Annotated in this window: 10 protein-coding genes; 6 read left to right on the top strand and 4 right to left on the bottom strand. The window is 74.5% G+C overall.

Annotation, left to right across the window (positions count from 1 at the left end; genetic code table 11):
* Positions 1 to 8: 8 nt before the first annotated feature.
* Entirely contained in the window at positions 9 to 1,184 is a 1,176-nt protein-coding gene (locus ACFYML_RS08430; RefSeq protein ID WP_387419950.1) for a PQQ-dependent sugar dehydrogenase, read from the bottom strand.
* An 83-nt stretch (positions 1,185 to 1,267) separates the two neighbouring features.
* Between ACFYML_RS08430 and ACFYML_RS08435 the strand changes: the two genes are divergently transcribed.
* On the top strand, positions 1,268 to 2,197 hold the full coding sequence (locus tag ACFYML_RS08435) for a 2-hydroxyacid dehydrogenase (RefSeq protein WP_387419951.1): 930 nt from the start codon (positions 1,268 to 1,270) through the stop codon (positions 2,195 to 2,197).
* A gap of 45 nt (positions 2,198 to 2,242) precedes the next feature.
* Here the strand turns inward: ACFYML_RS08435 and ACFYML_RS08440 are convergent, their stop codons facing one another.
* Entirely contained in the window at positions 2,243 to 2,620 is a 378-nt protein-coding gene (locus tag ACFYML_RS08440; RefSeq protein WP_387419952.1) for a PH domain-containing protein, read from the bottom strand.
* Between the two features lie 241 nt (positions 2,621 to 2,861).
* Between ACFYML_RS08440 and ACFYML_RS08445 the strand changes: the two genes are divergently transcribed.
* Positions 2,862 to 5,063, top strand: a complete 2,202-nt coding sequence (locus ACFYML_RS08445; RefSeq protein ID WP_387419953.1) for a putative bifunctional diguanylate cyclase/phosphodiesterase — start codon at positions 2,862 to 2,864, stop codon at positions 5,061 to 5,063.
* Positions 5,064 to 5,147: 84 nt separating this feature from the next.
* On the opposite strand, the gene ACFYML_RS08450 is transcribed toward ACFYML_RS08445, so the two are convergent.
* On the bottom strand, positions 5,148 to 5,870 hold the full coding sequence (locus ACFYML_RS08450) for a hypothetical protein (protein ID WP_387419954.1): 723 nt from the start codon (positions 5,868 to 5,870) through the stop codon (positions 5,148 to 5,150).
* Positions 5,871 to 5,947: 77 nt separating this feature from the next.
* Positions 5,948 to 7,795 carry a dihydroxy-acid dehydratase gene (gene ilvD / locus ACFYML_RS08455; RefSeq protein WP_387419955.1) on the bottom strand — a complete coding sequence of 616 codons (1,848 nt, stop codon included), beginning with the start codon at positions 7,793 to 7,795 and terminating at the stop codon, positions 5,948 to 5,950.
* Positions 7,796 to 7,906: 111 nt separating this feature from the next.
* Between ilvD and ACFYML_RS08460 the strand changes: the two genes are divergently transcribed.
* From ACFYML_RS08460 to ilvC, 4 genes are all read left to right on the top strand, one after another.
* Positions 7,907 to 10,357, top strand: a complete 2,451-nt coding sequence (locus tag ACFYML_RS08460) for a putative bifunctional diguanylate cyclase/phosphodiesterase (protein ID WP_387419956.1) — start codon at positions 7,907 to 7,909, stop codon at positions 10,355 to 10,357.
* Positions 10,358 to 10,538: 181 nt separating this feature from the next.
* Positions 10,539 to 12,416: an acetolactate synthase large subunit gene (locus ACFYML_RS08465; protein WP_387419957.1), complete on the top strand. Its 1,878-nt coding sequence runs from the start codon at positions 10,539 to 10,541 to the stop codon at positions 12,414 to 12,416.
* Positions 12,417 to 12,496: 80 nt separating this feature from the next.
* Positions 12,497 to 13,012, top strand: a complete 516-nt coding sequence (gene ilvN / locus ACFYML_RS08470; RefSeq protein ID WP_073832451.1) for an acetolactate synthase small subunit — start codon at positions 12,497 to 12,499, stop codon at positions 13,010 to 13,012.
* Positions 13,013 to 13,101: 89 nt separating this feature from the next.
* On the top strand, positions 13,102 to 14,115 hold the full coding sequence (ilvC, locus tag ACFYML_RS08475; protein ID WP_357433840.1) for a ketol-acid reductoisomerase: 1,014 nt from the start codon (positions 13,102 to 13,104) through the stop codon (positions 14,113 to 14,115).
* The last annotated feature ends 380 nt before the right edge of the window (positions 14,116 to 14,495 follow it).

The raw sequence follows: 14,495 nt of genomic DNA on the forward strand, positions 1-14,495 counted from the left end.
GTGACCGGTCAGCTGCGTCCGGCCCCGCCGTCGGCGAAGACCAGCCGCAGTATCCGGTCGTCCTCCGGGACCGGCTTGCCCCGGCCGTCCCGGTTGGAGGTGGTCACCCAGACCGAGCCGTCCGGGGCGACCGCGGCGGCCCGGAGCCGGCCGTACTTGCCGGCCAGCAGCTCGCGGGGCTGGCCGAGGACGGTCCCGGTCGGGGCCAGCTCGACCAGCCAGAGCCGCTGCCCGCGCAGGCACGCGGTGACCAGCAGGCGCTCCGCCGCGGCCAGCCCGGAGCAGGAGGCCTCGCCGGTCCGCCACTGCACGACCGGGTTGACGTAGCGCTTGTCGTCGCCGCGCCCCTCCACCTGCGGCCAGCCGTAGTTGCCGCCCTTGTTGATCTGGTTGATCTCGTCCCAGGTGTTCTGGCCGAACTCGACGGCGTACATCCGCTTGTCCGGCGTCCAGGCGAAGCCCTGGACGTTGCGGTGCCCGAGCGACCACACGGGGGAGCCGGCGGTGGAGTTACCCGGAGCCGGCTTGCCGTCGGGCGTGATCCGCAGGATCTTGCCGCCGAGGCTCTTCGGGTCCTGCGCGTTGGCCGTGTTCCCGGCGTCGCCCGTGCTGACGTAGAGGTAGCCGTCGGGGCCGAAGCCGAGGCCGCCGCCGTTGTGGTTGCCGGCCTTGGGGATGCCGGTGAGGATCGGGGTGGGCCGTCCGCCGAGCTCGAGCTTCGCGATCCGGTTGTCCTGCGCGGCGGTGTAGTAGACGAACACCGTGCGGTCCTTCGCGTACGACGGGGAGACGGCGATGCCGAGCAGCCCGCCCTCGCCGCCGGGCGCGACGTCCGGCACGCTCTGCACCACGGTGACGTTCATCCCCTCCGGCCCGGACTCCGGGCCGACCTGGAGGATCCGGCCGCTGTCCCGCTCGGTCACCAGGGCGCCGCCGTCGGGCAGGAACGCGACCGCCCACGGCACCGCCAGGCCCTTGGCCAGCACTGTCGTGACCACCTGCTGGCCGGCGCCGCCCGGGCTGGCGGTCGCCGACGGGGTCGGCAGGTTGGGCGGCTGGCCGGCCGGGTCGGGATCCGGCTCGCCGAAGGCGCAGCCGGCGGTGCCCAGCAGCAGCGCCGCGCAGGACGCCGCCAGCGCCGCCCGACGGCGACCGGTGCGGGGGTACGGGGGAGGCGCGCTCACCCGACCCAGGGTAGCCGGGCTGAGGCCGCGCGGACGGCCACCGCGAGCAGGGCCGCACCCGTCGGCGACTATCGTCGGCGATCGTGAAGGTTTGGATCCCGCACCGGGCCGGTCCCGCCCTCCTCGGTGAGCTGCCTCCGGGCGTCACCGTGGAGCTGCTGGAGGACCCCGCCCGGCTCCCGTCTTCCCCGGCCGGCGTGCGGTTCTGGGTGCCGCCGTTCCTCTCCGCCGGTCCGGCCGCCGCCCCGCTCCTGGCCGACCTGCCCGACCTGGCGGTGGTGCAGCTCCTGTCCGCCGGGGCGGACGCCTGGGTGGGGCAGATCCCCGCCGGGGTGACGCTCTGCGACGCCCGCGGCGTGCACGACACCAGCACCGCCGAGTGGGTGGTCACCGCCATCCTCTCGGTGCTGCGCGGCTTCGGACCGCTGGCCCGGGCGCAGGCCCGCCGGGAGTGGGCGTACGACGCGGTGGCCCCGACCGACGAGCTGGCCGGCAAGCGGGTGCTGATCGTCGGGGCGGGGTCGATCGGGGCCGCGGTGCAGGCCCGGCTGGCCCCGTTCGAGGTGACCTTCACCCTGGTCGCCCGGACCCCGCGCCCCGCCGAGGGGGTGCACGGGGTGGACGAGTTGCCCGCCCTGCTGCCCGAGGCGGACGTGGTGGTCCTGCTGGTGCCGCTGACCGAGCAGACCCGGGGGCTGGTCGACGAGAAGTTCCTCGCCGCGATGTCGGACGGCGCGCTGCTGGTCAACGCCGCCCGCGGCCCGGTGGCCCGGACGCCGGCGCTGGTCGCCGAGCTGGCCTCCGGCCGGCTGCGGGCCGCGCTGGACGTCACCGATCCCGAGCCGCTGCCCGCCGACCATCCGCTGTGGGAGCTGCCGAACGTCCTGCTCACCCCGCACGTCGCCGGCTCGGTCCGCGGCCTGCTGCCGCGTGCGTACCGGCTGGTGGGCGAGCAGGTGCGCCGGCTCGTGGCCGGGGAGCCGCTGGTGAATCGGGTGGTGGACGGCTACTGACCGGGCCGGCTCAGCCCGTCCCGGCCGATCCCGCCGGGGTCGGGCTCAGCCGGCGGTGTCGGACAGCTCGTGCCCGGTCGCGGAGATCAGCCGGGGCAGGTCGGCGGCGCGTACCGCGGGGAGCACCAGCAGCTCGCCGTCGTCGAGCCGGACGACCGCCCGGCCCCGCGCGTCGGCGGTCAGCTCGGCGACCCGCGCCCAGGGGATCCGCCGCTGCCCGGCGAGCGCTCGCAGCCGCAGCTCGCGGGGGTCCGCGTCGGTGCCGCCCCGCCAGGCCCAGAGCGCGACCGCCAGCGGGATCAGCAGGACCCAGAGCAGCCACCAGCGGGCGGTGGCCACGGGCAGCGCGCCGAGGAACGCGACGATCGCGGCGACCAGGATCGCCTGGTTGTGGCGGAAACGGATGGTGTCGGCGCGGCTCACCCTCCGATGATCGCACCCCTGGCCGGGCGGGTGCCGGCCGGGCGGGAGGCCGGTGGCCGGCGACATAGATGTGAGCGGCATCACGTGCGGCATGGCGTAACCAGCCGTGTCCGGGATCGTTTCTCGGCGTGCCGTGCCGGTTCCCGTCTGGCCTCGGTCATGCCCGTCGCCGCCGCCCACCGTTGACCCCGCCCGTCCGCAGTCGCTCCCGCCCCGTGTCCCCCTCACGAAGGCGTCCGCCGTGCCCGTCACCCACCCCGCCGGTGATCATCGCCGGCCACCGCTCGCCGACCTCGTCGTGGCGCTCGCCGGCACGCTGTTCGTCCTCGCCGGGGCCGCCGGCCTCGTCCCGGCCCTGTCCGGCGTGGCGCTCGCCGTCGCGGGCGGCTGCGCACTGGCCTGCGTACGGCTGGTCCGGCGCGCCGCGCTGACCCGTCGGGTCGCCACCATCCTCGACGCCGCGGTGCTGGCCGCCGGGCTGACCGTCGCCGTGCTGCCGCTGACCGACCCGGCGCACCGGCTGCCGGTCGCGTTGGCCGGCCTCGCGGTGGCCGCCCCGCTGTACGCCGTGGCCCTGCTCCGGCTCCCCGGCCGCTCCCGGCTCACCGGGGCCGAGCGGCTCCGGCGGGCCGTCGACGTCCTCGGTCTCGGCGTCAGCCTGGTCTTCGCGGGCTGGGTGCTGCTGCCACCCGGCGAGGTGCCGTCGGTGGCGCGTACCGCGAGCATCGCCGGCGCGACCGGGCTGGCGGTGCTGCTGGTGGCCGCGCTGGCGGGCCGGCGTCGCCGCCCGGGCGCGGCGCGCTGCCAGGCCGGAGCGGCGGCCACCCTCGCCGGACTGGCCCTCCTCGTCGTGCTGCTCGCCTACCGCGCGCCGGACCGCGCCGTCCTGGGCGTCGCGCCCCTGCTGCTGGTCGGCGCGCTGCTCACCGCCGGCGGCGCCCGGCGCAGCGCCGCCGGGGAGCGACCCCGACCCGGCGGGTTCCCGGTCGCCTGGCCGGCGCTGACCGCGCCGGCCGGCATCGCGGCGCTCGCGGCCGGTCATCACCTGTGGACGGTGGGCGAGTTCACCGGCACCGCGGTCGCCCTGGGGCTGGCGGTCATCCCGCCGATGGTGCTCCGGGAACTGCTCGCCGCCGCCGACCAGCGACGGCGCGTCGCCCGGCTCGCCGCCCGCGAGGCGCGACTGCGCGACCTGGTCGGCGACGACCCGCCGGCCGGCCCGGCGTCCACCGTGGCCCCGGTCGACCGGGCCGGGCTGCTGTGCGGGATGGCCCGGCGGACGGGTGGCGCGCTGCTGGTCATCGACCTGCACGCTCCGGACGGCCGGGCCGTGGAGGCGCCGGTGCTGGTCGAGGTCGCCGGCCGGATCCGGGCCGGCTGCGGCAGCGACCTGGTGGCCCGCCTCGCCGATCACGAGTTCGCCGTGCTGACCGACGTCGGGCCGGTGCTCGCGTACGCGCTGGGCACCCGGCTGCTGGCCGCGCTGGGCGCACCCTACCCACGGCCCACCGGGGCGGTCCGGCTCCAGGTCAGCGTCGGGCTGGCCGAGACCACCGGCGGCGACGCGGAGGACGTGCTGCGCCAGGCCGACCTGGCCCGGCGCCGCGCGGTGCAGCTCGGCCGCGACCGGGTCGAGTGGTACGACGCCTACCTCGAGGAGCAGTTGGTCCGCCGGCTGGACCTGGAACGGGAGCTGCCTGGCGCGGTCGCCCGGGGCGAGCTGGATCTGATCTTCCAGCCGGTGCTGGCCCTGGCCGACCGGCAGCCGGTGGGCACCGAGGCGCTGCTGCGCTGGCGCAGCCCGGTGCTGGGCACAGTGCTGCCGGACGAGCTGCTGCCCGTCGCGGCGGATCTCGACCTGGTCGGCGAGGTGGGGCGGTGGGTGCTCGACCGGGCCTGCCGGCAGCTCGCCGCCTGGTCCGACGGGGGCCGGGAGCTGTGGATGGCGGTCAACGTCACGCCCCGGGAGCTTGCCGCGCCGGACTTCGTCACCCGCACCGCGACCGCGCTGGCCGCGTACGACGTGCCGCCGGAACGCCTCGTGGTGGAGGTGGCCGAGCCCGCAGTCGGCGCGGAACTGTCCACCGTGGTGGCCCGGCTCGCCGGCCTGCGCTCCCTCGGGGTGCGGACCGCGCTGGACGACTTCCGGGCCGAGCACGCCTCCCTCGCCCAGCTCCGTCGGCTGCCGATCGACCTGCTCAAGGTCGGTCCGCACCTGGTCGGTCCGGCCACCGAGGGGCAGCGCCCGCTGATCGAGGTGGTGGCCAACCTGGGCGACCGGCTGGGCCTGGAGGTGGTGGTCGAAGGGCTGGAGTCCGAGGCGCAGGTGGCCGGGGCCCGCCGCGCCGGTTGCCGCTACGGCCAGGGTTTCGCCCTCGCCCGCCCGGCCACCGCCGAGCGGGTGGAGGCGTGGTTCGAGGAGTTTCCCTCCGCCCCGCGCTGACCCGGCGGCGGCCCCGGGTCACCCCGGCCGGAGGCCGTCTTTGGGGGACCTGCCGCAGCCGGCCGGGAGGACCGCCGGGCCGCCTCAGCCGGGCAGCGCCCCCAGGCCGGCGAGCAGCTCCCACCGCTCGTCCTCGGTGAGCACCGCGTACGCGGGCGCGTCCCGGCGGTCGGTGTCGGCCTCGATCGCCGCGCGTTCCGGCCCGTCGGGCAGTGCCTTGATCTGCTCGGCAGTCAGCCCGGCGGCCCGCCACGCCGCCCGGTGCGCGTCGGCCCGATGGTGGCGCAGCGAGCCGAGCCGGGTGGTGAGCAGCAGCGCCGGCGAGGCGTCGTCCGGCTCATACGGCGGGGTCATGGCGCGGAACGCCGGCCCGCCGGTGGCCAGCCCGTGCGCCAGCACCCGGCCGACCAGCTCGGCGAGCCGGGGCACCGAGGCCAGGCCGGGCAGCATCGGCGGCCCGGCGGACCACAGCTCCTCGGCGGCCTCGGCGGTCGCCCGCTGCGCGTACAGCGCCAGCTCCCGGCCCAGCTCGGTCAGGTGCCAGGTGCCCTCGGCGTCCACCTTCAGCACACCCTGGGCCAGCTCGGCGTCCATGCTGCCGGAGGTGTAGACCAGCCCGTCGGCGAGCGCGTCGGCCGGCATGGGTCGGGCCAGCACGCCGGAGTAGAAGCTGTTCTCCGCGCCGAGGTCCGCGCCCCGCTCCGCGTAGAACGCCTCCATCCGGACCCGGGCCGCCCAGCGGGCACCCACGTACACCCGGTCGATGACCGGCCGGATCCGTCGCGCGTAGCTCATGGTCGTCTCCACGACGCGGACCCTATCGGGACTGGCGTTAGGAAGGGGCCCCCTGCCGTGCCGCAGGCGTTGACCGGGGACCCCTCCTGCTACTCCGGCACCCGGCGGTAGGCGCCGTCGCTGGCCGAGGTGGCCATCGAGGCGTACGCGCGCAGCGCCGCGGACACCGGCCGCTGCCGGTCGGCCGGGGTGTACGGCCGGTCCCGCTTCTCCTCGGCGACCCGGCGGGCCTGGATCTCGTCGTCGGGCACGTTGAGGTGGATCGACCGGGCCGGGATGTCGATGACGATCTCGTCGCCCTCGCGGACCAGCGCGATCAGCCCGCCGGAGGCCGCCTCCGGGGAGACGTGGCCGATGGACAGGCCGGAGGTGCCGCCGGAGAACCGGCCGTCGGTGAGCAGCGCGCAGGAGCGGCCCAGCCCGCGGCCCTTGAGGAACGAGGTCGGGTAGAGCATCTCCTGCATGCCCGGCCCGCCCTTCGGGCCCTCGTACCGGATCACCACCACGTCCCCGGCGACGACCTCCTTGGCCAGGATCGCCGACACCGCGTCGTCCTGCGATTCGTAGACCTTGGCCGGCCCGCGGAACGTCAGGCACTCCTCGGGCACCCCGGCGGTCTTCACCACGCAGCCGTCCGGTGCCAGGTTGCCGTGCAGGATGGCCAGCCCGCCGTCGGCGCTGTACGCGTGCTCCCGGTCCCGCACGCACCCGCCGGCCGCGTCGGTGTCCAGCGACGACCAGCGGTTGGTGGTGGAGAACGGTTCGGTGGTGCGCACCCCGCCGGGGGCGGCGTGGAACAGCTCGACCGCCTCGGGGGTGGCCGAGCCACCACGCACGTCCCAGTCGGCCAGCCACTGCTGCAGGCTGGGGGAGTGCACCGCGTGCACGTCCCGGTGCAGCAGGCCGGCCCGGTCCAGCTCGCCGAGGATGGCGGGGATGCCGCCGGCCCGGTGCACGTCCTCCATGTGGTACTGCGGCGAGTTCGGCGCGACCTTGGCCAGGCAGGGCACCCGGCGGGAGATGGCGTCGATGTCGGCCACCCCGAAGTCCAGCTCCGCCTCGCGGGCGGCGGCGAGCAGGTGCAGCACCGTGTTGGTCGAGCCGCCCATGGCCACGTCGAGCGCGACGGCGTTCTCAAAGGCCGCCCGGCTGGCGATCGACCGGGGCAGCACCGAGGCGTCGTCCTGGTCGTACCAGCGCTTGGCGATCGCCACCGCGGTGCGGCCGGCCTCGACGAACAGCGACCGGCGCGCGGCGTGGGTGGCCAGGGTCGACCCGTTGCCGGGCAGCGCCAGGCCGATCGCCTCCGTGAGGCAGTTCATCGAGTTGGCGGTGAACATGCCGGAGCAGGAGCCGCAGGTCGGGCAGGCCGAGCGCTCGATCTGGCCGAGCTGGTCCTCGGTGACCGACTCGTTCGACGCGGCGATCATCGCGTCGATCAGGTCGATCTTGGAGTGGACCACGCCCTCGATCGCCACCGTCTTGCCGGCCTCCATCGGCCCGCCGGAGACGAAGACGGTCGGGATGTTGAGCCGCAGCGCGGCCAGCAGCATGCCCGGCGTGATCTTGTCGCAGTTGGAGATGCAGACCAGGACGTCCGCGCAGTGCGCGTTGACCATGTACTCCACCGCGTCGGCGATCAGCTCCCGGCTGGGCAGCGAGTAGAGCATGCCGCCGTGGCCCATGGCGATGCCGTCGTCCACGGCGATGGTGTTGAACTCCCGGCCCACCCCGCCAGCCTCGGCTACCGCGTCGGCGACCAGGCCGCCGAGGTCCTTGAGGTGTACGTGACCGGGGACGAACTGGGTGAAACTGTTGGCGATGGCGACGATCGGCTTGCCGAAGTCGTCGTCGGTCATCCCGGTGGCCCGCCACAGGGCCCGGGCGCCGGCCATCGTCCGACCGTGGGTGGAGGTCCTCGACCGCAGCTCAGGCATGACTACCAGTCTGACACCGTCGTTCCGGCGGCCCCCGGCCGCGCGCGCCGTGTCCCAACAGATGCACACCCGGTGCCCCACGGGGTGCTCACATCCGGCACAGTTGAGGTCGTGCAGTCGTCCCCGGGGATGGTCACCGTCGCGGTGCTGAGCGGGCTCGCCGCCGCCGCCGGTACCGCGCTGCTCGCCGGGTCGGCCCGCCGCCGGGTCGGGCCCCACCGGCAGGCCCATCTGCTGCTCGCCGCGGCCGCCGGCATTACCCTGCTCACCCTCCTCGTCGGGGTGGCCGCCGCGCTGGTCGCCACCCCGCACTGGGCCCACGAGCAGGGGCAGCGGACCGGTTGGGCGACCCTGGTGTCGGTGGGCAGCACGCTCAGCGCGCTCACCCTCGGCGCCGCGCTGCTCCGGCTGCCCGGCGCCGCGGCGACCCGGACGGCGGCCGCCCGGCTGCTGCTCGACGGCCTGATCATGGCCAGCGCGCTCTGGTTCGTCGGCTGGGTCCTGTTCAGCCCGCCGACCCGGCTGCTCGGCGCGGCCACCCCGATCGCCTGCGTACCCATCGGGCTGGCCACGGTCAGCGCGGCGGTCACCGCCGGGCTGACCCTGATCGTGGTGCTGCGGGCCGCGCCGCCGCGCGGCCGGCTCGCGTTGCTCGCGGCCGGGCTGACCGGGATGATCGGCGGCGGACTGGGCGTCTCCGCCGGGCTCTGTCAGGGCGGTCCGGTGATGGTGCACACCGGCGCCGCGGTGCTGGCCGCGGGCCTGCTGGCCGCCGCCCTGGCCGTGCACCGGGTCGACCTGCCCGGGCAGGTGAACGTCGACCTGATCCGCCGCGACGGCGAGTACGCCTTCGTGCCGATGCTCGCGATGGCCGCGTCGGCGATGTACCACCTGGTCCAGGGCGGCGGGTTCGACGCGATGGGCATCGTCGCCGGCAGCGTCGAGGGCTTCGCCCTGGTGGCCCGGCAATATCTCGCCCTCAACGACGTACGTAACTACGCCGACCGGCTGGCCGAGCGGGAGGCCCACTTCCGTGAGCTGGCGCACACCGACCCGCTCACCGGCCTGGCCAACCGGCGAGGCCTGCTGCGGGCGCTGCACCGCTGCGCCGAGGCCCGGGTCCCCTGCGTCCTGCTCGGGCTGGACCTGGACGGCTTCAAGAACGTCAACGACATGCGTGGGCACGACGTCGGCGACGCGGTGCTGGCCGAGGTCGGCCGGCGGCTGCGCGGCAACCTGCGCCCGGGCGATCTGGCCGCCCGGCTCGGCGGCGACGAGTTCGCGGTGCTGATGCACGGCGCGAGCGACGCCGGGCCGGTCGCCGAGCGGCTGCTCGGGGTGCTCGGCCGCCCGTACGAGGAGGCGGACGGGCCGGTCTTCCTCTCGGTCAGCATCGGGGTGGCCCGCAGCAGCGGACAGACCGACGTCGAGTTGCTGCTGCGCAACGCCGACCTGGCGCTGCGCTACGCCAAGCAGCGGGGCAAGAACCGGGTCGAGCGCTACGACGCCACGTACGACCAACTGCTGCGCCGGCGCACCATGCTGGAGCACGAGCTGCGCGGCGCGATCGAGCGCGACGAGCTGCGCCTGGCGTTCCAGCCGGTGGCCTCGCTGCCGTCGGTCCGGCCGGTCGGCGCCGAGGCGCTGCTCCGCTGGCACCACCCCGAACTCGGCAACGTCCGGCCGGACGAGTTCATCCCGCTGGCCGAGGAGTGCGGGATGATCTCGAAGCTGGGCGCCTGGGTGCTGCACCAGGCCTGCTACCAGCTCTCCCGCTGGCTGGCCGACGGGCACGACGTCTGGGTCTCGGTCAACGTCTCGCCCCGCGAGCTGCACGCCCCGGAGTACGTGGTTCAGGTCGCCGACGCGCTGCGCGCCCACCACGTACCGCCGCAGCGGCTGGTGCTGGAGGTCACCGAGCACGCGGTCGCCACCGACCTGGACGAGCTGATCCGCCGGCTGGCCGCGCTGCGGCGCACCGGCGTGCGGATCGCGCTGGACGATTTCGGCGCCGGCTACTCCTCGCTGGGGCAGCTGCGCCGGCTCCCGATCGACATCCTCAAGATCGACCACAGCCTGGTCGCCGAGCACGAGCCGGTCCGTCCGGTCGGCCGGGACGGCCCGGCGTTCGCCCCGATGGTGGACATCGTCATGCGCCTCGGGCACCAGCTCGGCCTGGAGGTGATCGCCGAGGGTGTGACCACCCCCACGGAACTGGCCGCGGTGGTGGCCGCGGGCTGCCGGTTCGGGCAGGGCGCGCTCTTCGGCTGGGGGGTGCCGGCCGAGCACCTGGAGGCGATGCTGGAGGCGGCCACCTCGCCCGGCGCCCGGCCCGCCTCAGTGCCGCCGGCCCCGCCGCCCGCGCCGGTCCGCCCGGCCTCCCCGCTGCTGCCCCGGCTCCGGTCAGATCCACCGGCGTCGGTGCCCGTCCCGCGTCCCCCGAACGAGGGATCTGCGCAGGTCGCACCGGCTGCCGGGGGCGCGTCGGGTGCCGACACGCCGAGGTCCGTTAACCAAAATGTGGGATCAGTTGACTCATCGCGTGAGATGCGTCAGGCTTAGCCACATGTCGTCGAACCGGTCGCTGCGAGTACTTACCTGAGCGCACTCTCCCTGAGCGAGAGTGCGCTGGCCCCGTGCATCTGCACGTGGGCCGTTTTTGTTGCCGTCGGACCATCGCCGGGACGCCCGCGTTCCACCCTGAGAAACGCATCACCCACTCCAGCCGAAGGCTTGAACCGCCATGACGAGACCCACGCCCGAGACCCTCGCCCACTCCGTCCGGCGAGCCCGCCCGGCCACCGAGCCGGCCGCTGCCGCCGACCACGCCACCACCCCCCGCAACGGGTCCGCCCCGGCCGTACGGCAGCCCGCCTCGGCGCAGGTCTCCGGCGCCGGATCGCTGGTGCGGTCACTTGAGGCCCTCGGCGTCGACGTCGTCTTCGGCATTCCGGGCGGCGCGATCCTGCCGGCGTACGACCCGCTCTACGACTCCGCCGTCCGGCACATCCTGGTCCGCCACGAGCAGGGCGCCGGCCACGCCGCCACCGGGTACGCCCAGGCGACCGGCAAGGTCGGGGTCTGCATGGCCACCTCCGGCCCGGGCGCGACCAACCTGGTCACCCCGATCGCCGACGCGTACATGGACTCGGTGCCCATGGTGGCGATCACCGGCCAGGTCGCGCGTCCGGCGATCGGCACGGACGCCTTCCAGGAAGCGGACATCCAGGGCATCACCCTGCCGATCACCAAGCACAACTTCCTGGTGCAGACGGCCGACGAGATCCCGCAGGTGCTGGCCGAGGCGTTCCACCTGGCCGCGACCGGCCGGCCGGGTCCGGTCCTGGTGGACATCCCCAAGGACGTCCTCCAGGCGCAGACCACCTTCGTCTGGCCGCCCACCCTCGACCTGCCCGGCTACCGACCGACCCTGCACCCGCACGGCAAGCAGATCCGCGAGGCGGCCCGGCTGATGACCATCGCCCGCCGCCCGGTGCTCTACGTCGGTGGCGGCGTGCTCAAGGCCGGCGCCACCGAGGGGCTGCGCCGGCTGGCCGAGCTGACCGGCATCCCGGTGGTCACCACCCTGATGGCGCTCGGCGCGTTTCCCGACTCGCACCGGCAGCACCTGGGCATGCCCGGCATGCACGGCACCGTCGCCGCGGTCTACGGCCTGCAGAAGGCCGACCTGATCGTGGCGCTCGGGGCCCGCTTCGACGACCGGGTCACCGGCCGCCTCGACTCGTTCGCGCCGGACGCCGCCGTGGTGCACGCCGACATCGACCCGGCCGAGATCGGCAAGAACCGGCACGCGGACGTGCCGATCGTCGGCGACGCCCGGCACGTGATCGACGAGCTGATCGCCGCCGTCACCACCGAGCAGGCGGCCCGGCCGGCGGCCGACCTCGGCGACTGGTGGAACCAGCTCGACGACCTGCGCCGGCGGTACCCGCTCGGGTACGAGGAGCCGGCCGACGGCACCCTGTCGCCGCAGTACGTGATCAAGCGGCTGGGCGAGATCGCCGGCCCGGACACCGTCTACGTGGCGGGCGTCGGCCAGCACCAGATGTGGGCCAGCCAGTTCATCTCGTACGAGAAGCCGTACACCTGGCTCAACTCCGGCGGCCTCGGCACCATGGGATACGCCGTCCCGGCGGCGATGGGCGCCAAGGTCGGCAAGCCGGACACCACGGTCTGGGCGGTGGACGGCGACGGCTGCTTCCAGATGACCAACCAGGAGCTGGCCACCTGCGCGCTCGAGGGCATCCCGATCAAGGTCGCCGTGATCAACAACGGCAACCTGGGCATGGTCCGGCAGTGGCAGACCCTGTTCTACGGGGAGCGTTACTCGAACACCGAGCTGGGCACCCACAAGCACCGCATCCCGGACTTCGTCAAGCTCGCCGAGGCGCTGGGCTGCGTCGGCCTGCGCTGCGAGAGCGCCGCCGACGTGGACAAGGTCATCGAGGCGGCCATGGCGATCAACGACGCGCCGGTGGTCATCGACTTCGTGGTCGGCAAGGACGCCATGGTCTGGCCGATGGTCGCGGCCGGCACCAGCAACGACGAGATCATGTTCGCCCGGGGCGTCCGCCCCGCCTTCGACGAGGACGAACTGTAAATGAGCGAGCGCAGCGAGCGAATCATCAAACTCAGCCCCATGTCGCGTCATGACGCGACCGAGCGGAGCGAGGTCGTGGCATGACCATGCACACGCTGTCCGTGCTCGTGGAGAACAAGCCGGGTGTCCTGGCCCGGGTGTCCGGGCTGTTCTCCCGGCGCGGCTTCAACATCGACAGCCTCGCCGTGGGGGAGACCGAGAACCCCGACGTCTCCCGGATCACCATCGTGGTCAACGCCGAGTCGTCCCCGCTGGAGCAGGTGACCAAGCAGCTCAACAAACTGGTCAACGTCCTCAAGATCGTTGAGCTGGACCCGCAGGTCTCGGTGGCCCGGGAGTTGCTGCTGGTCAAGGTCCGCGCGGACCGCAACGCCCGTGGCCAGGTGCTGGAGACGGTGAACCTGTTCCGGGCGCGGGTGGTCGACGTCGCCCCGGACACGTTGACCATCGAGGCCACCGGCACCCCGGACAAGCTCGACGCGCTGCTGCGCGACCTCGAACCCTTCGGCATCAAGGAGATGGTGCAGTCCGGCACGGTGGCGATCGGGCGCGGCTCGCGCTCCATCACCGCCGGCCCGGCGCTGCGCGCCGCCTGAGACCCGACCGTGCCGGCGCCCCGCGCCGCTGGAACCACCGCACAAGTCCACGACGGGCCGCCGGGCACCGCCGTACGAAAGGGAAGTAAATGAGCGTTGAGGTGTACTACGACGACGACGCCGACCTGGGTCTGATCCAGGGCCGCAAGGTCGCCGTGATCGGGTACGGCAGCCAGGGCCACGCCCACGCGCTGTCGCTGCGCGACTCCGGCGTCGACGTGGTGATCGGCCTGCCCGCCGGTTCGAAGAGCCGGCCGAAGGCCGAGGAGCAGGGCCTGCGGGTGCTCACGCCGGCCGAGGCGGCGGCCGAGGCCGACGTGATCATGATCCTGGCGCCGGACACCGCCCAGCGCGGCCTGTACGCCGAGGCGATCGCGCCCAACCTCGCCCCCGGCAAGGCGCTCTTCTTCGGCCACGGCTTCAACATCCGGTACGGCCTGATCAAGCCGCCGGCCGACGTGGACGTGGCGATGGTCGCCCCGAAGGGCCCGGGTCACCTGGTCCGCCGCCAGTACGTCGACGGCAAGGGCGTGCCCTGCCTGGTCGCCGTCGAGCAGGACGCCAGCGGCACCGCCTTCGGCCTGGCCCTGGCCTACGCGAAGGCGATCGGCGGCACCCGGGCCGGCGCGATCAAGACCACCTTCACGGAGGAGACCGAGACCGACCTGTTCGGCGAGCAGGCGGTGCTCTGCGGCGGCGCCGCGGCGCTGGTGCAGACCGGCTTCGAGGTGCTCACCGAGGCCGGGTACGCCCCGGAGGTGGCCTACTTCGAGTGCCTGCACGAGCTGAAGCTCATCGTCGACCTGATGTACGAGGGCGGCATCGCCCGGATGCGCTACAGCATCTCGGACACCGCCGAGTACGGCGACCTCTCCCGCGGCCCCCGGGTCATCGACTCCCGGGTCAAGGAGGAGATGCGCAAGATCCTCGGCGAGATCCAGTCCGGCGAGTTCGCCCGCGAGTGGGTCGCCGAGGACGAGGCCGGCCGGCCGAACTTCGCCAAGTGGCGGGCCGAGGGCGCGGCGCACCCGATCGAGGAGACCGGGCAGAAGCTGCGCGCCATGATGAGCTGGGTCGACCGGCCGATCACCGAGACCGCCTGACGGCTCCGGCAAGCGGGTGGCCGCGCCCGGCGCTCTCCCCGGCGCCGGACGCGGCCACTGCCGTCATCCCGCCCGCTCCTCGATCGGGACGGCCTCGTCGTGAACGGGGGCGGGCGCGTCGCGGCGGCTGTGCGCCGGGCCGTGGCTGCGGAGGCTCACCTGCTGGGACCGGGTGACCAACGCCTCGGCCAGCCGCGGGCCGCTCCGGAGTGGGGCGGGCCGGGCCAGCCGGTGCGGCAGCGCGATACGGGCGGCTGTGTGAGGGCGCTCACCCCATACTCCGGGACATGCTGGCCGGGGTGCACCCTACGATCGCTGATAGGTGCGTAGCCGGCACCGAACGGCCACGGCACGGTTCAGCGCAGGACGCAGCGCGGCGT

Origin of the sequence: Micromonospora sp. NPDC007230, assembly GCF_042869115.1 — a bacterium.
Lineage (GTDB): Bacteria > Actinomycetota > Actinomycetes > Mycobacteriales > Micromonosporaceae > Micromonospora.